This is a genomic window from Thauera carbonicopians (genome assembly GCF_025699485.1).
GTDB lineage: Bacteria > Pseudomonadota > Gammaproteobacteria > Burkholderiales > Rhodocyclaceae > Thauera.
On the sequence record NZ_JANUXN010000005.1, the window covers coordinates 70,456 to 93,747 of the forward strand.

Consider the following 23,292-nt stretch of genomic DNA (forward strand, 5'->3'; position numbering starts at 1 on the left):
GAGGAATAGCAAGTGACGTCCACAGAACAACAGATCGAACAATTCATCGGCATATTGGTTTCCCTTGGCGGCAGCGCGGGCAATCAGCGCTTGCTTGAAGCGCTGGGCTGGCAGGACAGTATCTACCAACGCGTCAAGCAGCAACTGATCGACGACGGCCGCATCCGCCCTGGGCGCGGGCGCGGCGGCTCAGTTGCCATTGTCGAGAACGCCTCATCCTTGCCCAAACCTGTCACCGAACCATCAGCGGCCATCAAGCGGCAAGCCAACGAGACCCGCAAGGAAGACAAGCATGACGCAATACGGGACAAAGACATGAGACCCATCGAACAACAGTTCTTCAACGACCTGGAAAAGAAGCTCTGGATCGCTGCCGACAAGCTGCGCTCCAACCTCGACGCTGCAGTGTACAAACACGTCGTGCTCGGGCTGATCTTCCTCAAGTACGTTTCAGATGCCTTCGAAGAGCGGCAACGGGAACTGCGCGAACAGTTCACCAATCCGGATCATGACTACTACATGGACCCGGACGAATACGGCGGCGCAGGCACCCAGGAGTACGAAGACAACATCGCCGCCGAGCTTGAAGTCCGCGACTACTACACCGAGAAGAACGTGTTCTGGGTGCCTGTAGAAGCGCGCTGGCAAACCCTGCGCGACTGCGCGCAACTGCCGCCCAAGGCGGCGCTGCCCTGGAACAAACCCGGCAAGGACGAGCCCGAGGAAATGCGCTCGGTCGGCTGGCTGATCGACAACGCCATGGAAGCCGTCGAGCGTGAGAACGCCCGCCTGAAGAACGTGCTCAACAAGGACTTCGCCCGCGTGCAGCTCGACTCCAGCAAGCTGGCCGGGCTGATCAGCCACTTCTCGGATACCGACTTCAGCGCCAAGGAGTACAAGGGCCAGCCGCTGGACCTGAAATCCAAGGATATCCTCGGCCACGTCTACGAATACTTCCTCGGCCAGTTCGCCCTGGCCGAAGGCAAGAAGGGCGGCCAGTACTACACTCCAAAGAGCATCGTCACCCTGATCGTGGAAATGCTCCAGCCGTTCAAGGGCCGCGTGTACGACCCGGCCATGGGCTCCGGTGGCTTCTTCGTGCAAAGTGAGGAGTTCATCGAACAGCACGGCGGTAAAGCCGCCAATGGCAAAAGCGGGCAGATCAGCGTCTACGGGCAGGAAAGCAACCCCACTACCTGGCGGCTGGCTGCGATGAATATGGCCATTCGCGGTATCGACTTCAACTTCGGAAGCGGCCCGGCCGACACCTTGCTGAACGACCTGCACCCGGACCTACGCGCCGATTTCGTCATGGCCAACCCGCCCTTCAACATGAAGGAATGGTGGAACGAAAAGCTGGCCAACGATCCGCGTTGGATCGCCGGCACGCCGCCGCAGGGCAACGCCAACTTCGCTTGGTTGCAGCACATGCTCTGGCACCTGGCACCCACCGGCAGCATGGCGTTGCTACTGGCCAATGGTTCCATGAGTTCCAACACCAACAACGAAGGCGAAATCCGCAAGCGGCTAATCGAAGACGACTACGTGGAATGTATGGTCGCGCTGCCCGGTCAGTTGTTCACCAATACCCAGATTCCAGCCTGCATCTGGTTTCTGACCCGCGACAAGCAGAACGGCTTCGCGCTGGACAAGAAAAAGCGCGACCGACGCGGCAAGTTCCTGTTCATTGACGCTCGCCAGTTGGGCTATATGAGGGACCGCGTGCTGCGCGACTTCACCGCCGACGACATCCAGAAAATCACCGATACCTTCCATGCCTGGCAGCAGGGTGAAGGGTATGAGGATGTGGCTGGCTTCTGCCATTCTGCCAAGTTGGACGAAATCCGCAAGCATGAGCATGTACTCACACCCGGGCGCTATGTGGGCGCGGTGGAGCAGGAAGATGACGGTGAGCCCTTTGCCGAGAAGATGCGGCGATTGACGGCACAACTGGCGGGGCAGTTTGCGGAGAGTGCGAAGCTGGAAGAAGAGATCAAGAAGAATTTGGCGGGGTTGGGATATGAGTACTGACTGGCAAACAGTGAGGATTGGCGACCTCGGAAAAGTGATTACGGGGAAAACGCCATCCACCGCCATTTCAGAGAATTTCGGTGGACCCTATCCGTTTATCACCATTCCAGACTTAGATGACCGTAGAGAAATAACAACGTCGGCTCGAACACTTTCGGAACTCGGCGCTCACGCAATGCGATCTTGTCGGCTGCCCAGTGACGCAGTGATGATGTCGTGCATTGCCACTGTTGGAAAATGCGGAATAACAACGAAAGAGAGTTTCACCAATCAGCAGATCAATAGCCTTATCTGCAAAGATGGCATTGATCCACGATTCGTGTACTACAGCTTTACTCAACTTGGAAAAGCATTAGAAGCTGCTGGTGGTGGCGGTTCGGTATATACAAATGTCTCCAAATCCAGGTTTGAAGCGATTGAAATCAGGCTCCCCCCGCTGAAGGAGCAGAGGTCTATAGCAGAAATGCTGGCAAGGCTAGACGACAAAATTGCCCTCAACCACCGCATCAACCAAACCCTCGAAGCCATGGCGCAAGCCATCTTCAAATCCTGGTTTGTCGATTTCGACCCGGTCAAGGCCAAGATCGCCGCCATCGAACAAGGCGAAGATCCGCTGCGCGCCGCCATGTGCGCCATCAGCGGCAAGACCGACGCCGAACTCGACCAGATGCCCCGCGAGCACCACAACCAACTTGCCGCCTCTGCCGCGCTATTTCCCGATGCCATGGAAGAGTCGGAGCTAGGAAGTATTCCGAAGGGATGGAGCTTTCGTCAAATAGCTCAATTTGGTGAGGTGGTGTGTGGCAAGACACCCGCAAAAAGCAATCCAGGTTACTTCGGGTTAGGCACGCCATTTATAAAAATTCCGGACATGCACAATAATGTGTATGTCACTCAGCCATCTGAGCAACTCACTGTACAGGGAGTTGCATCGCAACCCAAAAAAACGATCCCGCCGGGTTCAATTTGCGTTAGCTGTATAGCGACGGTTGGTAAGGTGATTTTGGTTCATCAACCATCTCAGACTAATCAGCAAATTAATAGCATCATCCCCCGTCGGCTTGAATATAGCTTTTATCTATATTTCCAGATGCTAGAAAAACAGCAAGTGTTTTTTGATCTAGCAAGTGGGGGAAGCGCGACCCTGAATATGAATACTTCTATTTTTTCAAAAGTAGAAACGCTGCTACCTGAAGATGGAGTTATCATAAAATTCAGCGAACTCATTTCGCCCGTTTTTTCTCAAATCCTTGCCAATCAAAAGCAGGCTGATAATTTGGCTGAGATTCGCGACAGCCTCCTTCCCAAACTCCTTTCCGGCGAACTGCGCATTCCCGATACTGAACGTATTTTGGAGGAGGTGTGGCCATGACAAACGTACGCCGGAAAGTGGACCTTTACATCCTATCTCTCGGACTGTTATTCGTCTTCTTTGTCATTATTGCGGCGGAGCCTCCAGCTTCTTCCTTTTCTTTCAAGGATGCCGGGAGCTGGAAAGCCCTTGTGGTGAACAATCCTTTGCCCGTGGTTTCGACATTGGGGCTGCTTTATTGCCTGTTTGCATACATTCGCTTTGACTTCGATTTGAAAGGCGCTAACGAGATACCTTTTGAAGTCAAGAAGCTGGAAAACATAAACTATGAGCACCTGACATTTCTTGCTACCTATGTGGTACCACTCATCAGCTTCGATTTTGGCAGTGGCCGACAAATGATTGTACTGGCGTTGCTACTGATAGTGATGGGGGTCATCTACATCAAGACGGATCTGTTTTACGCCAACCCGTCTTTGGCGCTTCTTGGGTTCCACATCTACCGTGCCAGCGGTCATTTCAAGAATGGCGAGCGAGAAGGCATCACGTTGATTTGTCGTGAACGATTGGTGGAGAACCAAAAGCTTTCCTACATAAAACTGGATGACAGAATTTACTACGTCAGGGGAACAAAGTGACCGTGGATGAATTGAAAGCTGCCTTGCAGGCCTACTATAACGATCAGGCTAATATCGGCGTTTGCGTGTATGCGCTGATGAAGGATGCCAATAATCCCGGTCCTTTCAAGCTGGACATTGAGGCCGATGCACAGGCTGGCCTTAAGGACTTGTTTCTACAAAGCCTGCGTGACGAAATTTCTAGCAAAGAGGAACTGTCGGCACTTGCCTTATCGAGTGCGGATGAGCGAGTCAATGCTATCTATGTTTACGATCTCGATATCCCCGAGGAGCTGACATCACTTGAGGCTGTCATTGCTCAAGATGATCTGCCCATGCTGGATTTGAATGAAAAAAGCCTGTCTTCGATCAAGGCGCTGCTCATCGAAATGGGCAACGACATCGGCCAGTTGGTTTTGTACAAGACTATGGCTCCCGTCAATATCTTTGGTCGATCGAGTTTTTTTCTGCGTAAGCATGAAAGTCGACTTGAACGGATGAATGACGAATTTCTGCGCGTCAGTGCCGGGTTTCAGATGTTGCGGATTAATGATGCCTTGCTGGTGCTGAATCTTGAGGCATTAGAGCATAATTTCGGGTTCCACGATGTGATCAAAAAGGAGGCTGCATTGGGTATTAATGCCATTGTCTCGGCTGCGTTGGTGACCAATCCGGATGTCTTGCGAGAGCTTGTCGATGATGTCAAATATGCACGTCGCCTCACCAAAATTGCCAAAGCTTCTCCTGTACTTAAAGCTGGTATTTCAGGGAAAAGCATTGTCAATTTTTGCAAGACATTTCCCGAACTTGTTGGCCGCATTCGATTTAATGAAGAAAGCAATAAAGTGATACTTGATACCAAGGTATCCAAGGACTTGTTCATCAAGGTGTTAATGGACGATTTCCTAACTTCTGAACTCACAAAATTTCATTACGCCAGTGTCGCAAAAGACGCTGTAGAGCCAAGAGTGGAGGAAGCCGACTAATGGCCTTTCTGTCGGAAACCGCTGCCAAGAAAGCGCTGCTGCCCGCACAGAAGGAACGGATGGTGCGGCTGATCGAGTACTTCATGCTGCTAAGAGGCGATACGGAAGAACGGACGACATGAGCATTACCGAACAGCAACTCGAAGACGCCGCTATCGGCTGGTTTGGCGAACTGGGCTGGCAGTACGTCAATGGCCCGGACATTGCGCCGGATGGCGACAGCCCAGCCCGTACCGACTATCGCCAGACCGTACTACGAGAACGCCTGTTAGCTGCGCTGGTCCGCATCAACCCGCAGATGCCTGCCAGTGCATTGGAACAGGCTGCGCACGAACTGCTGACCGTCAGCGATCCGCTACTGATCGCCCGCAACCGCCGCGTGCATCGCTTACTGCTGGTCGGCATTCCGGTTGAGTTTTCAGTGGGCGACGAGAAACGCAGCGATCTGGTCAATCTCATCGACTTCGCCAACCCACGCAACAATGACTTCCTGCTGGTTAGCCAATTCACCGTGGCCGGCACCAAGCAGCCGCGCCGCCCCGACTTGGTGGCCTTCGTCAACGGTCTGCCGCTGGCCGTGATCGAGCTAAAGAACCCAGCCAATGAGCAAACCGATATCTGGGATGCCTTCAACCAGATACAGACCTACAAGGAAGAAATCGGCGACCTGTTCAACACCAATGTGGCGGTGGTGGTCAGCGACGGCTTCACGGCGCGGCTGAGCTCGCTGACGGCGAACCAGGAGCGTATGCAGCCCTGGCGGGCGATCGTGAATGAGGACGACCGGCCGCTCCTGGAGTTCGAGTTGGAAACGCTGGTGCGCGGTTTCTTCGCGCCTGCGCTGTTTCTCGACTATGTGCGCCACTTCGTGCTGTTCGAGCAAGACGCCGACCAGATCATCAAGAAGATCGCGGGCTACCACCAGTTCCATGCGGTGCGCGAAGCGGTAAAAGCCACGGTGATCGCCGCCAACAGTCCGAACAAAGACATGCTAGAGGTACAGGAGCCGCGCGCCACCTATGGTAAGGAAGTGCAGCCCGGCAGCCGCAAGGCCGGCGTGGTGTGGCATACGCAAGGCTCGGGCAAGAGCATCACCATGGCCTGCTACGCGGGCAAGCTGTTGCAGCAGCCGGAGATGAAGAACCCCACGCTGGTAGTGGTGACCGACCGCAACGATCTAGACGGGCAATTGTACGGCACCTTCTGCGCCGCCGAAGACCTGCTGCGGCAGACACCGGTGCAAGCCGGCAGCCGCGAGGAACTTCGCGAGATGCTGGCCTCGCGTGAGGCGGGCGGCATCATCTTCACCACGGTGCAGAAGTTCGCCCTGCTGGACGATGAGGAGCAACACCCGTTGCTATCGGATCGCAACAATATCGTGGTGATCTCCGACGAGGCGCACCGTAGCCAGTACGGCATGAAGGGGCGGCTGGATACCAAGACCGGCAAGTACGTATTCGGCTATGCCAAGCACATGCGCGACGCACTGGCTAATGCCACCTTCATCGGTTTCACCGGCACGCCCATCGCGCTGGAAGACAAGGACACGCGGGCGGTTTTTGGCGACTACGTCAGCATCTACGACATCCAGGATGCGGTGGACGATGGCGCCACGGTGCCGATCTTCTACGAAAGCCGCTTGGCCAAGCTGGACGTGAACCAAGCCGAGATCGACGCACTCAATGCCCAGGTGGATGAGGTCATTGAGGACGAGGAAGACATCACTGCCCGCGAAAAGACCAAGAGTGATTGGGCTGCGCTGACCAAGTTGGTGGGCGCGCAGCCGCGCCTGGAGCAGGTGGCATCAGATCTGGTGCAGCATTTCGAGATACGAACGGCCACGCTGGAAGGCAAGGCGATGATCGTCTGCATGAGCCGTGATATTTGCGCCGAGCTGTACAACGCCATCGTCGCTCTGCGCCCCGATTGGCACGACGCCGACCCCGAAAAGGGTGCGATCAAGGTGGTGATGACTGGCTCGGCAGCGGACAAGCCCTTGCTGCAGCCGCATCTATACAGCCAGCAGGTGAAGAAACGCCTGGAAAAGCGCTTCAAAGACCCGGCAGACCCGTTGAAGCTGGTGATAGTGCGCGACATGTGGCTGACGGGCTTCGACGCGCCCTGCTGCCACACCATGTATGTAGATAAGCCCATGAAGGGCCACAACCTGATGCAGGCTATCGCCCGCGTCAACCGGGTGTTCCGCAACAAGCCCGGTGGATTGGTGGTGGACTACATCGGCATTGCCAACGAACTGAAAGCGGCGCTCAAGACCTACACCGAATCCAAGGGCAAGGGCGACCCGGCGCACAACGCGGCCGAAGCCCTGGCGGTGCTGCTGGAGAGGCTGGACATCGTGCGCGGGCTAATGCACGGCTTCGATTACAGCGGGTTCGAGACCAACGCGATGAAGTTGCTGGTGCCGGTGGCCAACCATATCCTGGGGCTGAAGGACGGCAAGCAGCGTTTCCTCGATGCCATACTGGCGGTGAGCAAGGCGTTTTCCCTATGCAGCACGCTGGACGAGGCCGCCGCCCTGCGCACGGAGATCGCCTTCTTCGCCGCCGTCAAGGCCGCCATCGTCAAGTTCACCACGGTGGATCGCAAGCGTTCCGACGCGGACAAGAATAGCGCGCTCAAGCAGATCCTGGACAATGCCATCGTGGCAGACGGGGTGGCGGACATCTTCGCCCTGGCGGGCCTGGACAAGCCCAACATCGGCTTGCTGTCGAACGAGTTCCTGGAAGACGTGCGGCAGATGAAGAGCCGCAACCTGGCGGTGGAACTGCTGGAAAAGCTGCTGCGCGACGAGATCAAGGCGCGCTCACGCAACAACGTGGTGCAGGAGAAGAAGTACGGCGACCGCCTGCTGGAAACCTTGCGAAAGTACCACAACCGGGCAGTGGAGACGGCGCAGGTCATCGAGGAACTGATCCAGATGGCCAAGGACTTCCAGGCGGCGCTGGAGCGCGAAGCGGCGCTGGGGCTGAATCCGGACGAGATCGCCTTCTACGATGCGCTGGCCAACAACGAAAGCGCCGTGCGGGAGTTGGGCGACGATACCTTGAAGAAGATCGCCGTCGAGATCACTGAGAAGCTGCGCAACAGCACTACGGTGGATTGGCAAGTGCGCGAGAGCGTGCGGGCGAAGCTGCGGATTCTGGTGCGACGCACGCTGAAGAAGTGGAAGTACCCGCCGGTGGGTGAGGACGCCGCCATCGAACTGGTGCTGAAGCAGGCGGAATCGCTGTCGAACGCTTGGTCGAAGTGATCGGCGTAGGCGGAGGAGAAACGATGACCCAATCAGACTTGAGCCAGCGACTGGACAACCTGATAGCCACCTGGGAAAACGAGGTGGTGGAATTTAAGCAGGCCTGCAACGACTACAGCACCGACGACATCGGCAAATACTTCTCTGCGCTAGCTAACGAATCCAACCTGCGCGGCACCGATGGCGGTTGGCTGGTGTTCGGCGTGAACAACAAGACCCGTCGCGTGGTCGGCACGGACTATCGCCCACAATCCGAGCGCCTGCATTCGCTGAAGATGCAGATTGCCGAAAATGCGGAGCCTCGCATCACCTTCCGCGAAATCCATGAACTGGCCCACGCCGATGGTCGCGTGCTGATATTTGAAATCCCCGCTGCGCCGCAGGGTATTCCGATTGCCTGGAAGGGCCACTACTATGCCCGCGCTGGTGAAAGCCTGACATCGCTGGGCTTGGACAAACTAGATGACATCCGCCGCCAAACGCTCGCTCAAGATTGGACGGCCCAGGTGGTTCCTGGCGCCACGCTGGATGATCTGGATGACGCCGCAGTACAAAAAGCGCGTGAGTCTTTTGCACAGAAATATGCCAACCGCTTCCAGCTTGGTGAAGTAGAAGGCTGGTCGCTGGCAACCTTTCTTGACCGTGCCCGCGTCACGCAGAATGGCCAAATAACACGTGCCGCACTGCTGTTGCTTGGCAAGGCGGAATCGTCTTTTCGCCTGTCTCCCTATCCGGCGCAACTGACCTGGAAGCTGGAAGGCCAGGAGCGGGCCTACGAACACTTCGGCCCGCCATTTCTGCTGAGTACGACACGACTCTACCAACGCATTCGCAACATTCAGCTTCGGTTGCTGCCGCAAGACGAGCTGTTGCCTATCGAGGTCTCGAAATACGACCAGAAAATCGTGCTGGAGGCCCTGCACAATTGCCTTGCCCATCAGGACTACACCCGCAATGGGCGCGTGGTGGTGACAGAGTTGCCGGACAGGCTGGTGTTCGAAAATGAAGGCAGCTTCTTCGAGGGACAGCCCGACGAATACATCCAGGGCGACAAGACACCACGCCGATACCGTAATCCAGCTTTGGCCCAGGCAATGGTCGAACTAAACATGATCGACACGATGGGCTATGGCATTCACTCCATTTATACGGGGCAGGCAAGACGCTACTTCCCATTGCCGGACTACGACCTGAGTGAGCCCGGTGCCGTCAAGCTGACGATCTATGGTGGCGTCGTGGATCCGGCCTATAGTCGTCTACTGATCCAGAACACTGATTTACCACTGGCGGATGTGCTGGCACTGGATCGTGTGCAGAAAAAGTTGCCTATTCCGGACGATGCCGCCGCACGTTTGCGACGCAACAGGCTGATCGAAGGGCGCAAACCCAACTTCCACGTATCAGCCGCCGTAGCCGAGGCAACTGCAAACAAGGCCGATTACATCCGCACCCGGGCGCAAGATGACGAGTTCTACGCCAAACTGCTGACCGACTATCTAGAGAAGTTTGGTCAAGCGAACCGTGCCGAGATCAACAAGTTGCTCATGGTCAAATTGAGCGATGCCCTGGATGACAAGCAGAAGTACAACAAGATCAGCAGCCTGCTGACCAGGCTGCGCCGCCATGGGGTGATTGTGAACACCGGCTCAGACACGGCTCCTTGCTGGCGGCTGACAGAGAGAATTGCAGAGAGAAATTAGAGAACCGCAAAGAGAATCCGATTAAACCAATTAAAAATCAATAGGTTATACGATTACTCGGCGCTCGGAAGTCCGAATCTTTGCAGAGAGGCATGAGAGGCTTGGGGATGTTGGTGCCCAATCTCAGGTACCCAGATAGATCGACGTCACTTTCAGTCTTTCATGTCCAAGTTCGCGGCTGATCTGCTGTCTGGCGTGCTGGTCAATCGTTCGTTGGCTTGCGCTGAACAGGGCTTTAGTTGGCCCACCCGCCGCCGGAGCTTTCCAGCCTGTGAGCGCCTCATACCGCATTTGCGCGTACCGATGCCGCAGTCCGTGCATGTTGCTCAGACCCGCCGCCTTGCACTGGCCGTCATAGACGTGCCGTTGCTGGATGTAGGTCTTGTGCGCCGAGATAAGCGAGCCCAAGCCAGTCAGCTGCTGTGCTTCGTCCAGTACTACACGCTGCTCCGGCGTAGTGATCGGTACTGTCCGGTCACGTCCGCCCTTGGCCCATGAGCCTTTGATGGCGATGTGGTCGCCGCGGTCGGCATAGAGGGGTTGGAACTTGATGGACTCCTCCCGCCGCAGGCCAAAGGCCGCTTGCAGACGTAGGCTCATACGGACGTGTGGATCGGTGATTTTGTTCAGCCCATCGCCCAGTTCCTTGGCCTTGCTCTCGTTAGTCACATAGCGGCGTTCAGGGATGCCCAGCTTGGTGTTGTCCGCTGGCAGGATGCCTGCCTTGCTGACCTTCTCGGCCCACCAGCGCAGGTGTGCCATGCGGTTCTTGATCGTGCCAGCCGACAGGCCTTCGGCTTGCCAGCGCTGCAACAGGGCTTCGACATGCTTGCCCTTGAGTGAGGTGGCTCGCATCTGGCGGAAGCCCGCCTCGCGCAGTTGGCGGGCGACCAGACTCAGTGATCGCTGCCGGTCGGCCTGGGTGGCGCGGCTGCCGTCGCGATTGCGCAGGCAGAGCTGGCGTAGGGTATAGGTCAGGTCGTCCATCGCGGTGTTGTTTCATCGGTTGTCGGGGCTGAGAAGCAAGCGGTCAGTGTTTTTGCCAACTCGCCAAGGCGAGATCCCCGAGGGGCAAGGGCCAGGTGCTCAGTTCACCTGTGGCCTCGAATGAGGCGTCCGCCTTGCTTCCTGTGGGAAGGCCGGGCGGAAGAGTTGCAAGGGACGACAACGCGATGTGCTGGGATGGGTGCCTCCTGTTGTGCAGTGGTGGAAAGAAGCCGGCAGGTCGGGCGACCCGCGGCGAGTGCCTGGAACGGCGGATGTGTGCGGCGACGATGGCGGGACGAACCACGCCGAGGATGAGGAAGGCTCTGCCCATGGTAGGGCGGCACACAGAGCGAGCCGGGGTGTGCCTGGGATGCTTCCGTCCGGCGAGCCGGGTCGGCGCTTGCAGGAACCTGCGCCAGGGTTCCGGTGTTCATACCCACCGGCAGGTCGTTGCTGGGCCAGTGTGCCGGGGCATCGTCATGTGCGCAGCCATCAATGCGATGCTGCGCCAACCCGCATTGCTGCTGCAGTTCGGCGGGCCGTCACTGCGGCGGGCAGTGACGGCCCCCATCTGTTTCACGCCGAGCCCTGTGGCCCCAGCCTTGCAGCAGCAGGCGTGTTTCCCGGGGCTGTTGGCAGCATTTGTCAGCCATGCACCCGATGATCTGCCCGATGGGCAGCGATGGCGTCTTCAGCATGCGCCTGATCTGATCCAGATGCCGTTGCGCCACCTCGCGCGACGCAGGTTTTGCAGCTTGGCTGCTGGACGATGGAGAAGGGGCAGGCAGCGGGCCATGCTGGCTGTTGCTGACGGCCTGCACGGGTGTCTGCTGCGGGGTGGATGTGCGCGCCGCCCAGAGCTTGAACACGCCTTCCACGGCCTTCTTGATCAACCCGTAGAGGTAGGCGATGGCGTTGTGCACGCCACCTGATTCGCAGCGCACGTCCCACTCGGCCAGAACCGCCAGGCGTTGCTCCAGAGGCAAGCCCCTGAGACGAGTGGTGAGAATCTGCTGCTGATCCTGCGGCAGTTGCCGGAAGCGGATGGGCACATCCGACCGCGATGCCTGGACTTCGGTTGGTGACCGGTACGTATGTACTTCTTTAAATACTTCTTTTTGTACAGTACGTACTACTGTCGCAGATGCCGGAACGGGTTTCGGAATGCCGCCGCTGGCTTCGGGCACGAGGGCATCGCGCGCAGTTGAGCCACCAGGACTGCCCGGATCATGGTCGCCACCACGGTGCTGTAGGTGCCTGATCCTCTCTTGCATCGTTGCAGGCAGCTTTTTCAACCTGCCCGGATGGCGCATGGCTTCGTCAAGAATGGACTGCGCCAGTTGGCGGATTGTCGCGCTGGCATGGCCGAGTGCCCGTTCCAGCAGGGGCAGGTAGTCTTCGTCCTCCATGCAGGCGTCGTCGAACGCGAGGGGCTGATTCCGCACCGCGTAGCGGCTGGCCATCGAGAAGCCGGTCATCGGATTGCGGCGGTATTCGACCAGCGCAATCCACGTGGACAGCCGCAGGCACAGCACAGCCTTGGACACGGTTTCAAGGGCCGCCCGCTTGCTGCCCGGTGCGCTGGGCAGGTATTTGCGTAGCGCGTCGTAGCTGAGGACCACGGTGCCGTCGCTGCTGGCCAGCGCACGGAAAGTCAGCCAGGCGTTGCGCTCCAGCGGCGTCAGCCGCTCATCGAGCAACAGAGCTTTCGGGGTGATGATGTCTGAAGTTTGGTGTGGCATGGTGAGGCTCCTGTCGGTATCGGCCAACTGGCCAAAGGAGCCGCCATCTCACCCCGACATCACCGCTGCCGCAGCCATCAATCCGAACTGCGCGCCTCCCGTTTTTTCGGGCTGAAGCAGGGAGCAACATCCTTGGTGTTCCGGATCAGGAGGTGGGAAAAAGAGCACGCTGCAGCGCATTGGACGTTGCTGAACGTCGATGGCCGGGTTCGCTGCCTCAGATCAGGTTGTCCGCTGACACGTTGCACCGGGAACAAGCAGAGCGAGGAGCGTCCAAGACAGGCCATTCGCCGCTACAAAGGGACACGCTTGGTATTTGGGTCCAAGAATAGGTCCAAGCGCGTTGCGGGACCGCCATGACTACCTTGAAAATCAACGACATGCGGCGAAATCACCACTTCTGCATCGGGAAGTGAGCGAGCAGTGAGAGCATTTTTTAACATGAGTTGGTTTTCATGTTAAAAAAAGACGGAAATTAGAACATGAAGCATGCTCTCATACATAATTCGCGTGTTGAATCGAATGGAGTCCTGACATGGCCCTGCAAGGCAACTACGTCATCCCCGAGTTGCCCCCGGCAGGTATGGATTTCCATACGCCGGAACTCCTCAAGGCATTGGTGACGGCGCACCGCCATCTGGCGGAGCTGAAGGGGTGTGCCGCAAGCATTCCGAACCAGGGAATTCTGATCAATACCTTGGTATTGCAAGAGGCCAAAGCCAGTTCGGAGGTCGAGAGCTACGTGACGACCCAGGACGAACTGTTTCAGGCCGATCTGCACATCGCGGAATGGATGTCACCCGCAGCCAAGGAGGTATCTCGCTACCGTGAGGCGCTGATGCACGGGTTCGAACGCATGCGGGAGCAGCAAGGCATTTTGAGCAACGGAACGCTGATAGGGCTGTTTCAATTGCTCAAGAATAGCAGCGAAGCCTTTCGTTCCAGCGGAGGTACCGTACTGAAGAATGAAGGGACAGGGGCCACGGTGTTCGTGCCACCGCAGGATGGTGAAAGCGTGCTGGCACATATGCAAGCCTTGGAACGCTTTATCAACGATGAAACTGTCTGTGACTTGGACCCGATCATCAAAATGGCTTTGATTCACCACCAATTCGAGAGTATTCACCCTTTCAGCGACGGTAATGGCCGCATTGGCCGGATTCTGTGCGTGCTGTATCTGGTGCAAGCTGGTCTATTGAATACGCCGGTTTTGTATTTGTCGCGCTATATCAACCAGCACAAGGGGGACTACTATCGCTTGTTGCAGGCAGTGCGCGATGAGACACCGAATGCGGCTGCGTGGCACGACTGGGTAAGATTTATGCTGTACGCGGTGGCGGAGACGGCTCAGCGTGCCGTGCAACTGGTGGGTGGCATGCGCGAGTTGATGGCCGAGACCAAGCGCCGCATGCGCACAAACTTGCCAAAGTTGTATTCTCAGGACTTACTCAACAACTTGTTTCGTCATCCCTACACGCGCATTGAGTTTGTGCAGCGCGATTTGAGTATCACACGGCAAACGGCGGCGCGCTATCTTCGGCAACTGGCACAGGTGGGTTTGGTGCAGGAGCATAGCCAAGGCAAGCATCTGTACTTCATCAACGTGCCGTTAGTGCAATTGCTGGCTCAGGGAGAACATTGATGACTGAACTATCCGGAATTTCCGGATAGTTCAGCGGAAGGACAATCCCGATCCACGAAGCAGTCCATTTCCAGCCCCTACACCCCGACCGTCTCCGCCTGCTCCTCCAGCAGCACGTCGCGTTCACCTTCCCGCACCCAGGTCGTCAGGCCCATCTTCGCCATCAGCGCGAGGAAGGGGCGAGGCGGCAGTTCTTCGACGTTGACCATGCGGCGCACGTCCCAGGTGCCGTCGGCGATCAGCAGCGCGGCGGCGACAGCCGGGACGCCGGCGGTGTAGGAGATCGCCTGACTGCCGATTTCACGGTAGTTCTCTGCGTGATCGCAGATGTTGTAGATGAATACCGTGCGTTCCTTGCCGTCCTTTTCGCCGCGCACCATGTTGCCGATGCAGGTCTTGCCGGTGTAGGCGGGGGCGAGCGAGGCGGGGTCGGGGAGGACGGCCTTGAGCACCTTGAGGGGCACGACTTCCTGGCCTTCGGCGGTGCGTACCGGTTTTTCGGACAGCATGCCGATGTTCTTGAGCACGTTGAACACGTTGATGTAGTGCTCGCTGAAGCCCATCCAGAAGCGGATGTTGGGCACGTCGAGGTTCTGCGACAGCGAGTGCAGTTCGTCGTGGCCGGTGAGGTAGGTGGTCTGCTTGCCGACCACGGGCAGGTTCCAGTCCTTGCGGTACTCGAACATCTTCGAGGGCGTCCATTGCCTGTCCTGCCAGGACCAGACGGTACCGGTGAATTCGCGGAAATTGACCTCGGGGTCGAAGTTGGTGGCGAAGTAGCGGTCGTGGCGGCCGGCGTTGATGTCGATGATGTCGATGGCGTCGATGCGGTCGAAGTATTCGTCGCAGGCCAGGCGGGCGTAGGCATTGACCACGCCGGGGTCGAAGCCGGCGCCGAGGATGGCTGTGAAGCCGGCGGCTTTGCAGGCTTCACGCCGTTTCCATTCGTAGTTGCCGTACCAGGGCGGTGTTTCGCAGATCTTGGCCGGGTCTTCGTGGATGGCGGTGTCGATGTAGGCCGCGCCGGTTTGCAGGCAGGCTTGCAGCACCGACATGTTCAGGAAGGCCGAACCGACGTTGATGACGATGCGCGCATCGATGTCGCGGATCAGGGCTTCGGTGGCGGACACGTCCAGCGCATCCAGCGCATGGGCGCGCAGTACGCCGGGGCGTTGCAGGCTGCCCTTGGCGTGCACCGAATCGATGATTGCCTGGCATTTGCCGAGCGTGCGGGAGGCGAGGTGGATGTCGCCGAACTGCTTGTTGTTCTGTGCGCATTTGTGCGCGACCACGTGGGCCACGCCGCCGGCACCGATGATGAGGACATTGGGTTTCATCCGTCAGCTCCTTGCGATGGAATGCCTGGCTTGCGCTCAGGACAGACTGTCTGCGTAGTCGTGGTAGCCGAACTGGCGTACCACCCGTTCCGTGCCGTCGAGCTCGCGCACGGCGATGGAGGGCATGGTCAGACCGTTGAACCAGTTCTTCTTGACCATCGTGTAGCCGGCGGCGTCGCGGATCGACAGCCGCTGGCCGATTTCGAGTGCCTGCAGAAAATCGAATTCGCCGAAGATGTCGCCGGCCAGGCAGGACTTCCCGTAGATCAGGTAGCGGTGCGGGCCTGCATCGGGTTCGACACGGGCCTGCAGCCGGTAGATCAGGAGGTCCAGCATGTGGGCCTCGATCGAGGCGTCCACCACGGCCAGTTGCTTGCCGTTATACAAGGTGTCGAGCACGCTGACTTCCAGGCTGGCGCTGTCGCTGATCGCGGCTTCGCCCGGTTCCAGGTAGACCTGCACGCCATGGCGTTCCGAGAAGCTGCGCAGGCGGGCGCAGAAGGCTTCCAGCGGATAGTCGTCGGCGGTGAAGTGGATGCCGCCGCCCAGGCTGACCCATTCGACCTGCGAGAGCAGAGTGCTGAAGCGCGTTTCGATTTCACCGAGCAGGGCGTCGAAACGGGCGAAGTCGCGGTTCTCGCAGTTGTTGTGGATCATGAAACCGCTGATCTGGCCGATGAAGGGCGCGACGCGCGCAGGATCGGCTTCGCCCAGGCGGCTGAAGGGGCGGGCGGGGTCGGCGAGGTCGTAGCCGGAGCTGCTGACGCCCGGATTCAGGCGCAGGCCGACCGGCTTGCCGGCAGCGCGGCCGGCGTGGCGCTCGAACTGGCTCAGGCTGTTGAAGATGATCTTGTCGGCGTGGGAGACGACTTCGTCGATTTCGTGGTCGGCCCAGGCCACGCTGTAGGCGTGGGTTTCGCCGCCGAACTTCTCGTGCCCCAGCCGCAGCTCGTACAGCGAGGACGAGGTGGTGCCGTCCATGTATTCACGCATCAGGTCGAAAACCGACCAGGTCGCGAAGCACTTGAGTGCGAGCAGGACCTTGGCGCCGGACTGCTTGCGGACGACGTCGATGCGCTGCAGATTCTTCAGCAGGCGCGATTTGTCGATCAGGTAGTAAGGTGTCTGAATCACGATGTCGCAATGGCCAAACTGCACCTTTCAAAAGCCGGGTGCAAATGAATCGGGCCGCGGCGTGCTGTGTCATGCCGCGGGCGTGTCGTAAAGGCACTGGCCGGGAGGGCCAGATTCAATGGGGTATTCGGCGGTGGTGCAGGGCCTGGCAAGGCCGGCGGCTGAATGGCCTGAGATCGAGGGGCGTGCGATGACAGCTGATGCGCACGACGGGCAGGCAGTGCCCAGACCCTTGCGAAAATCGCGGTCTTGGGCTGTTTTCCGTTTGGGAGGTGTTCAGGCGAACTGAGACGATCCCCAATTGGAACAGGGCGTCTATTGACATGGCGTCCTCTCCAACCAGCAGATGGCCCGGCGGGGTGCCGGACGCGCCATTCTAAGTCAACTATCCCGGAGTCTCAAGCCATTGTTTCCATTGGCTCTCTGCGGGATATCCACAGGTGGCGCCGCGGACTGCGCATGTCCGGCGCGTGGAGACTTCCATTCCGGGTAAGATCGCTGGCGCGCGACGCACGTTCAAGCGCTTGGGTAGCATGGCTGCCGGAGGGAAAACGGGCGTCTTGGCGTTGCGTGCCGGCTCCACGAGTTGTCGACACCCCGATGTGTTCCACGTGAAACAAATGATGGATATCGAATTTCTTTTCATAGCGCTAGGCCTTGCCGCAATGTTTGCCGGCTTCGTGGATGCAATCGTCGGTGGTGGTGGCCTGATCCAGATTCCTGCCTTGCTCGCGGCTTTCCCTGCCAGTGCACCGGCAAATCTGTTCGGCACCAACAAGATTGCCAGTATCGTCGGCACCACGAGTGCGGCAGTCCAGTACAGTCGGCGGGTGGAGATACCCTGGCGGGTGGTCGGCCCGGGTGCGATCGCGGCGCTGCTGGGTTCCTGGTACGGCGCCAAGGCGGTGGTATTTCTCGATCCGGCTGTGCTACGGCCGCTGATACTGGTGCTGCTGATCCTCGTTGCGCTCTACACCTTTGTGCGCAAGGACCTGGGCACGGTTTCCACCGAGCCGGCGCACGGCCGGCGTTCGGTTGCGCTGGCGCTGGGCATCGGCGTGGTGATCGGCTTCTACGACGGCTTCTTCGGCCCCGGGACGGGCAGCTTCCTGATCTTCCTGTTCATCCGCTTGCTGGGCATGGATTTCCTGCGAGCTTCGGTGTCGGCGAAAATCCTGAATGTATCGACCAATCTGGCGGCGATCGCCTACTTCGCCAGTACGGTCGAACTGATGTGGAAGCTGGGCCTGGTGATGGCGCTGTGCAATCTTTGCGGGGCGGTCGTCGGTTCCCGCCTGGCGCTGAAGCGCGGCTCCGGTTTCGTGCGCAAGATGTTCCTGGCGGTGGTGACGGTGCTGATTGCGCGGCTGGCCTACGATACTTTCCTTCGCTGACGGCGTTTTGTTTCACGTGGAACAAGTGAAAGCGGCAGCCTGGAAACACTCGGCTTACCCGTCTTGGAATTGCCACCGGAGGGTGCTCGCACAATCGGCGAAGCGCCGTTTGTTCAAGGGAGGCCAGCAGCATGGCTGATACGAAACCCTCGCTGCCGGAAGGGCTGTTGTCCGAATGGCTGAGCGAGGACGCCGGATACTTCCTCAAGGCTGGCCGCCTGCTGGAGGCAGGGAAATCCCGTTTCCAGCGCTACGAAGTCTGGGAAACGCCGCGCTTCGGCCGCCTGTTCCGGCTCGACGGCTGCTTCATGAGTTCGGAGTGGGACGAGTTCCTCTACCACGAGAACCTGGTCCACGTGCCCGGCATGGCGCACGACGGGCTGCGCCGGGCACTGGTCATCGGTGGTGGTGACGGCGGTTCGGCCGAGGAGTTGCTGAAGCACCCGACGATCGAGCAGGTGAAGATCGTCGAACTGGACGAGAAGGTCGTCGACATCTCGCGCCGCTACCTGCATGGCGTGCACCACGGCGCGCTCGATGATCCGCGCATCGATCTTCAGATTGGTGACGGCCTGCGCTACGTCACCGTCGACGGTCCAGCGGGCACTAGCCGATACGACTTGATCGTGCTCGACCTGACCGATCCGCAAGGCCTGGCCGAGGCGCTGTATGGCGAGGACTTCTTCCGCGCCTGCCGTGCCTTGCTCGCAGACGGTGGCGCGCTGAGCCTGCACCTGGGGGCTCCTTTCTTCCAGCCCGAACGGGTCGGCAGCCTGGTGCAGCGCCTGCGACAAGTGTTCGCCTGTGTGCGGCCGTATTTTGTCCACATCCCCTTGTATGGCAGCCTGTGGGGGCTGGCGACCGCTTCCGATCGACTCGATCCGCTCGTCGTGAATGCCGACGAGATCGATCGCCGCATCGCGGCGCGGCGAATCGGCGGGCTTCAACATTACAATGGCGCGGTACATCACGCGCAGTTCGCGCTCCCCAATCATCTGCGCGCATTGCTGGCCTGACGAAGGTCGGCGGCGCGCGCCGCAAGGTTTCGACATCCAGTGAGTTCTTCCCCGCCCAGGCGCCCGCGTGCGGCGCCCCCGCATTCCCGCCCCCGCAGTACGGCCAATGCGCGTCCTTCTTCGCCCGGGCGCCGTAGCGCGCCCGCGCCGCGCCCGGTGCTGCCCGAAGACAGCCTCGGCTACGCCATGCTGCGCGCGGCCGAGCTCGTTGCCGGCGTGATGGAAGGCGGCAACCTGACCGATGCCTTCGAGCGCATGGCTGCGGACCAGGCCGCGTGGCCGGACGCCACCCGCGGCGCGGTGCGCGATCTGGCCTGGTCGACGCTGAGGGACTACGGGACGGGTGATGCCGTCCTGCAGCAGTTCCTGCACAGTCCGCCGGCCGTGCTCATCCATGGTTTGCTGCTGGTCGCGCTGATGCGACTCGAACAGCGGCCGGAGCAGGCGCACACCGTCGTGGACCAGACGGTGCAGGCCGCAGCGGTGGCCATGCCGGGGCTGAAGGGCATGGTCAACGGCGTGCTGCGCAACGCCCTGCGCCAGCGGCGGCAATGGCCGTCCTGGGTCGAAGCGGACGAGGAGGCGCACCATGCGCATCCGCGCTGGTGGATCACGCGGGTGAGGGCGGATCATTCCGAGCACTGGCGCGCCATCCTGGAAGCAGGCAGGCAGCGTCCGCCGATGGCGCTGAGGGTGAACCGGCGGCGGGCGGAGGTGGATGCGGTCGTCGCCGAGCTGGAAGCAGCAGGCATCGTGGTACGGGCGGTCGGCGGCCCGACCGTGCTGCTGGCCCAGCCGGTGCCGGTCGCGCGCTTGCCGGGCTTCGCCGAAGGCAAGGTGTCGGTACAGGATGCCGGTGCCCAGCGTGCCGCGCTACTGCTGGCGCCGCGGGCCGGTGAGCGAGTGCTCGACGCCTGCGCCGCGCCGGGCGGCAAGACGGCCCATCTGCTGGAGCTGGCCGATATCGAGCTGACGGCGCTCGAGCTCGACCCGCTGCGTGCCCAGCGCATCCACGCCAACCTCGACCGCCTCGGCTTGGAGGCGCGCATCCAGGTGGCCGACTGCACCAGGCTGGATAGCTGGTGGGACGGGCGTCAGTTCGACCGCATCCTGGCCGATGTGCCATGCTCGGCATCGGGCGTGGTGCGCCGCCATCCCGACATCAAGTGGCTGCGCCGCGACGAGGACATCGCCGGCTTTGCCGCCCAGCAGGCCCGCATCGTCGATGCGCTTTGGCAGACCCTGGCTCCGGGTGGCACAATGCTCTACGTCACGTGCTCGGTGTTCGGGCAGGAGAACGCTGCACAGCTCGCCGCTTTCCTCCGCCGCCACGCCGATGCCGAATCCGATCCCATCGACGGTTTTCCCGATTGCCAGTTGCTGCCCGATGCCGATCATGACGGCTTCTATTTCGCCCGCCTGCGCAAGAAGGCTTGAGCGCCTGCTGCGTGCCTGCTGCACGCTGCTGGTGCTGTTTGCCTTCGCGTCCGCCGTGCATGCCGACGACGCTCGTATCCGCAGTGCGGAGATCGTGCGCGGCGACGGCGGCTACGTGCTCAATGCCGACATCGACATCGAGCTCAACTCCCGCCTCGCCGATGCGGTGGCGCGTGGTGTGTCGCTGTATTTCATCACCGAGCTGCGCATCGAGCGGCCGCGCTGGTACTGGCTGAACGAAGTCGTCGTCGATCGCAGCCTGCACTACCGCCTGTCCTACCATGCGATCACCCGCAGCTACCGGCTGTCGATCGGCAGCTTCCACCAGAGCTTCGACGACCTCGACGCCGCCGTGCGCACCATGCAGCGCGTGCGCAACTGGCAGATCGCCGACACCTCGCAGCTTGCCGCCGGCCAGTCGCACGAGGTGGCACTGCGCTTCCGGCTCGACACCAGCCAGTTGCCCAAGCCTTTCCAGGTGACGGCGATCGGTGGCCGCGACTGGAACCTGGGCACGGATTGGGCCACCTGGACCTTCCTGCCCGGGGTGGCGGGCCAGCGATGAAACGCTTCCTGCTCATCGTCGCGGCGGCACTGGCCGCGATCTCGCTCTTCCTGCTGACCTCGGCCAGTTCGAACACCGAATTCTTCGTCAGCAGCTATCCCTACCTGTTCGCGCTCAACGGCGTGCTGGTCGTCGCCCTAGCGGGCCTGGTCGGCGTGCAGTTGCGCCAGTTGTGGCGCGAGTACCGCACGCGCCAGTTCGGCTCACGGCTCAAGTACCGCCTGGTGCTGATGTTCGCGCTGATGGGCGTGGTGCCCGGCGTGGTCGTGTATGCGGTGTCGCTGCAGTTCGTCGTGCGCAGCATCCAGAGCTGGTTCGACGTGCGGGTGGAGTCGGCGCTGGAAGGCGGCATCGCGCTCGGCCAGAACGCGCTCGACTACCTCGTCGGCCAGGTCAGCGACAAGGCGTCCGACATGGTGCTGGAACTGGAAGGCGTGGAGCGGGTTTCGCCGGCGCTGCTGAACCGCCTGCGCGAACGGGCGGTGGTCGGTGGTGCCACCGTGCTGACGGCCAACGGCCAGATCCTGGCGATGGCGGCCGATGCCTCGGCCGGCCTGATCCCGGACCTGCCCAGCGCCAACCAGCTGCGCCAGGCGCGCGGAGTGCGCGTGTTCCATACGGTCGAGAGCCAACCCGACGGCCGCCTGGTGATTCGCGTGATCACGCAGATTCCGCTGCGCACGCTGGCGGGTGAACCCCACCTGCTGCAGCTGACCCAGGCCGTGCCCGAGACCTTCGGCCGGCATGCCGAGGCGGTGCAGGACGCTTATCGCGAATACCAGCAGCTCACGCTCGGCCGCGAGGGGCTGAACCGCATCTACACCCTGACGCTGACGATGACGCTGCTGCTGGCGCTGCTGACGGCGGTGGCCGCCGCCTTCATCATCGCCCGCCGCCTGGCGGCGCCGCTGCTGATCCTGGCCGAAGGCACGCAGGCGGTGGCGCAGGGCGACTTCAGCCCGCGCCAGGCGCTGCCGGCGCGCGACGAGCTCGGCGTGCTGACCCAGTCCTTCAACCGCATGACGCGCCAGCTCGAAGAAGCCCGAGAGGCTGCCGAACGCAACCGCGCCGCGGTGGAGTCGGCGCGTGCCTACCTGGAAAGCGTGCTCGCCAACCTGTCGACCGGCGTGCTCGCCTTTTCGCCCGACGGCAGGCTGAGGGCGGCCAACCACGGCGCGGAGCAGATCCTGGGTGATGCCCTGGCCGGCTTCGAGGACATCACGCTGGCCGAATGGCCGCGCCTGGAACGCTTCCGCGACGCCTTGCTCGATGGTTTTGCCGCCCACGACAGCGACTGGCAGGCACAGATCGAACTGCCGGTGAAGGACAGCACGCCGCTGACGCTGCTGATCCATGGCTCGCGCCTGCCCGAGGGCAGTGGCGGCGGGCTGGTGGCGGTGTTCGACGACATCTCGCACCTGATCGCCGCGCAGCGCACCGCGGCCTGGGGCGAAGTGGCGCGGCGGCTGGCGCACGAGATCAAGAACCCGCTGACGCCGATCCAGCTCTCGGCCGAGCGGCTGGCCTTCAAGCTTGCCGACAAGCTCGACGACAGCGGCCGCGAGATGCTCGAGCGTGGCACGACGACGATCGTCAACCAGGTCGAGGCGATGAAGAACCTGGTCAACGCCTTCCGCGACTATGCCCGGCTGCCGGCGCCGCAACTGGCGGTGATCGACCTCAATGCGCTGATTCGCGAGGTGCTGCACCTGTACGAGAGCGCCGCGTCGCTGATCCGGCCGGAGCTGGCCGCCGACCTGCCGCGCGTGCGCGGCGATGCCAGCCAGTTGCGGCAGGTCATCCACAACTTGCTGCAGAATGCACAGGATGCGCTGGCCGGCGTCGATGGCGGCAAGGTGAGGGTGATCACCCGGCGCGAAGGCGAGCGCATGGTGCTGATGTTCCGCGACAATGGCCCGGGCTTTCCGGCCGAAGTGCTGGCGCATGCCTTTGAGCCTTATTTCACCACCAAGTCGCGCGGCACCGGGCTGGGCCTGGCGATGGTCAAGAAGATCGTGGATGAACACGGCGGCGACGTCCGACTGGCCAACCTCGACGGCAGCGGGGCGGAAATCCGCATCCGGCTGCGCCCGGCCGAAACGAATGACGAAGACTGAACAC

17 protein-coding genes are annotated in these 23,292 nt (G+C 60.5%); 13 read left to right on the top strand and 4 right to left on the bottom strand.

Features of this window, described 5'->3' with window-relative positions; genetic code table 11:
- Window positions 1-12 precede the first annotated feature (12 nt).
- The 7 genes from NX068_RS09465 to NX068_RS09495 are packed head-to-tail and all read left to right on the top strand — an operon-like array spanning window position 13 to window position 9,917.
- Window positions 13-2,031: a class I SAM-dependent DNA methyltransferase gene (locus NX068_RS09465; protein ID WP_263461026.1), complete on the top strand. Its 2,019-nt coding sequence runs from the start codon at window positions 13-15 to the stop codon at window positions 2,029-2,031.
- Entirely contained in the window at window positions 2,021-3,403 is a 1,383-nt protein-coding gene (locus tag NX068_RS09470) for a restriction endonuclease subunit S (RefSeq protein ID WP_263461027.1), read from the top strand. The genes NX068_RS09465 and NX068_RS09470 overlap by 11 nt, the downstream gene beginning before the upstream one ends.
- Complete coding sequence (gene kwaA, locus NX068_RS09475) at window positions 3,400-3,981, top strand: anti-phage protein KwaA (RefSeq protein WP_263461028.1); 582 nt, start codon at window positions 3,400-3,402, stop codon at window positions 3,979-3,981. Before NX068_RS09470 ends, kwaA begins: the two co-directional genes overlap by 4 nt.
- 2 nt (window positions 3,982-3,983) lie before the next feature.
- On the top strand, window positions 3,984-4,946 hold the full coding sequence (gene kwaB / locus NX068_RS09480) for an anti-phage protein KwaB (protein ID WP_263461029.1): 963 nt from the start codon (window positions 3,984-3,986) through the stop codon (window positions 4,944-4,946).
- On the top strand, window positions 4,946-5,068 hold the full coding sequence (locus tag NX068_RS09485; protein ID WP_263461030.1) for a hypothetical protein: 123 nt from the start codon (window positions 4,946-4,948) through the stop codon (window positions 5,066-5,068). Before kwaB ends, NX068_RS09485 begins: the two co-directional genes overlap by 1 nt.
- Complete coding sequence (locus NX068_RS09490) at window positions 5,065-8,217, top strand: type I restriction endonuclease subunit R (protein WP_263461031.1); 3,153 nt, start codon at window positions 5,065-5,067, stop codon at window positions 8,215-8,217. Before NX068_RS09485 ends, NX068_RS09490 begins: the two co-directional genes overlap by 4 nt.
- Window positions 8,218-8,240: 23 nt before the next feature.
- On the top strand, window positions 8,241-9,917 hold the full coding sequence (locus NX068_RS09495; RefSeq protein WP_263461032.1) for an RNA-binding domain-containing protein: 1,677 nt from the start codon (window positions 8,241-8,243) through the stop codon (window positions 9,915-9,917).
- Window positions 9,918-10,040: 123 nt separating this feature from the next.
- On the opposite strand, the gene NX068_RS09500 is transcribed toward NX068_RS09495, so the two are convergent.
- Window positions 10,041-10,904, bottom strand: a complete 864-nt coding sequence (locus NX068_RS09500) for a phage integrase N-terminal domain-containing protein (protein WP_263461033.1) — start codon at window positions 10,902-10,904, stop codon at window positions 10,041-10,043.
- Between the two features lie 542 nt (window positions 10,905-11,446).
- On the bottom strand, window positions 11,447-12,646 hold the full coding sequence (locus NX068_RS09505) for an STY4528 family pathogenicity island replication protein (RefSeq protein WP_263461034.1): 1,200 nt from the start codon (window positions 12,644-12,646) through the stop codon (window positions 11,447-11,449).
- Between the two features lie 535 nt (window positions 12,647-13,181).
- On the opposite strand from NX068_RS09505, the gene NX068_RS09510 reads away from it, so the two are divergent.
- Complete coding sequence (locus NX068_RS09510) at window positions 13,182-14,288, top strand: Fic family protein (protein WP_263461035.1); 1,107 nt, start codon at window positions 13,182-13,184, stop codon at window positions 14,286-14,288.
- A gap of 77 nt (window positions 14,289-14,365) precedes the next feature.
- On the opposite strand, the gene NX068_RS09515 is transcribed toward NX068_RS09510, so the two are convergent.
- Window positions 14,366-15,625 carry a saccharopine dehydrogenase family protein gene (locus tag NX068_RS09515; RefSeq protein WP_263461036.1) on the bottom strand — a complete coding sequence of 420 codons (1,260 nt, stop codon included), beginning with the start codon at window positions 15,623-15,625 and terminating at the stop codon, window positions 14,366-14,368.
- Between the two features lie 36 nt (window positions 15,626-15,661).
- Complete coding sequence (locus NX068_RS09520; protein ID WP_263461037.1) at window positions 15,662-16,759, bottom strand: carboxynorspermidine decarboxylase; 1,098 nt, start codon at window positions 16,757-16,759, stop codon at window positions 15,662-15,664.
- 623 nt (window positions 16,760-17,382) lie between these two features.
- Between NX068_RS09520 and NX068_RS09525 the strand changes: the two genes are divergently transcribed.
- The 5 genes from NX068_RS09525 (at window position 17,383) to NX068_RS09545 (ending at window position 23,288) form a co-directional block, all read left to right on the top strand.
- Window positions 17,383-18,153, top strand: coding sequence for a TSUP family transporter (locus tag NX068_RS09525; protein ID WP_263461122.1), 771 nt, complete (start codon window positions 17,383-17,385; stop codon window positions 18,151-18,153).
- Between the two features lie 131 nt (window positions 18,154-18,284).
- Entirely contained in the window at window positions 18,285-19,169 is an 885-nt protein-coding gene (speE, locus tag NX068_RS09530; RefSeq protein WP_263461038.1) for a polyamine aminopropyltransferase, read from the top strand.
- Window positions 19,170-19,355: 186 nt separating this feature from the next.
- Window positions 19,356-20,606 carry a 16S rRNA (cytosine(967)-C(5))-methyltransferase RsmB gene (gene rsmB, locus NX068_RS09535; RefSeq protein WP_263461123.1) on the top strand — a complete coding sequence of 417 codons (1,251 nt, stop codon included), beginning with the start codon at window positions 19,356-19,358 and terminating at the stop codon, window positions 20,604-20,606.
- Window positions 20,557-21,171, top strand: coding sequence for a DUF4390 domain-containing protein (locus NX068_RS09540; RefSeq protein ID WP_263461039.1), 615 nt, complete (start codon window positions 20,557-20,559; stop codon window positions 21,169-21,171). The genes rsmB and NX068_RS09540 overlap by 50 nt, the downstream gene beginning before the upstream one ends.
- Window positions 21,168-23,288, top strand: coding sequence for a sensor histidine kinase (locus NX068_RS09545; protein ID WP_263461040.1), 2,121 nt, complete (start codon window positions 21,168-21,170; stop codon window positions 23,286-23,288). The genes NX068_RS09540 and NX068_RS09545 overlap by 4 nt, the downstream gene beginning before the upstream one ends.
- The last annotated feature ends 4 nt before the right edge of the window (window positions 23,289-23,292 follow it).

Bases quoted from the DNA above. Each gene is read 5' to 3' on its own strand.
- NX068_RS09470 (WP_263461027.1), top strand. From the start codon at position 2,021: ATGAGTACTGACTGGCAAACAGTGAGGATTGGCGACCTCGGAAAAGTG.
- kwaA (WP_263461028.1), top strand. From the start codon at position 3,400: ATGACAAACGTACGCCGGAAAGTGGACCTTTACATCCTATCTCTCGGA.
- NX068_RS09485 (WP_263461030.1), top strand. From the start codon at position 4,946: ATGGCCTTTCTGTCGGAAACCGCTGCCAAGAAAGCGCTGCTGCCCGCA.
- NX068_RS09490 (WP_263461031.1), top strand. From the start codon at position 5,065: ATGAGCATTACCGAACAGCAACTCGAAGACGCCGCTATCGGCTGGTTT.
- NX068_RS09495 (WP_263461032.1), top strand. From the start codon at position 8,241: ATGACCCAATCAGACTTGAGCCAGCGACTGGACAACCTGATAGCCACC.
- NX068_RS09500 (WP_263461033.1), bottom strand. From the start codon at position 10,904: ATGGACGACCTGACCTATACCCTACGCCAGCTCTGCCTGCGCAATCGC.
- NX068_RS09505 (WP_263461034.1), bottom strand. From the start codon at position 12,646: ATGCCACACCAAACTTCAGACATCATCACCCCGAAAGCTCTGTTGCTC.
- NX068_RS09510 (WP_263461035.1), top strand. From the start codon at position 13,182: ATGGCCCTGCAAGGCAACTACGTCATCCCCGAGTTGCCCCCGGCAGGT.
- NX068_RS09515 (WP_263461036.1), bottom strand. From the start codon at position 15,625: ATGAAACCCAATGTCCTCATCATCGGTGCCGGCGGCGTGGCCCACGTG.
- NX068_RS09525 (WP_263461122.1), top strand. From the start codon at position 17,383: ATGGATATCGAATTTCTTTTCATAGCGCTAGGCCTTGCCGCAATGTTT.
- speE (WP_263461038.1), top strand. From the start codon at position 18,285: ATGGCTGATACGAAACCCTCGCTGCCGGAAGGGCTGTTGTCCGAATGG.
- rsmB (WP_263461123.1), top strand. From the start codon at position 19,356: ATGCTGCGCGCGGCCGAGCTCGTTGCCGGCGTGATGGAAGGCGGCAAC.
- NX068_RS09540 (WP_263461039.1), top strand. From the start codon at position 20,557: ATGCCGATCATGACGGCTTCTATTTCGCCCGCCTGCGCAAGAAGGCTT.
- NX068_RS09545 (WP_263461040.1), top strand. From the start codon at position 21,168: ATGAAACGCTTCCTGCTCATCGTCGCGGCGGCACTGGCCGCGATCTCG.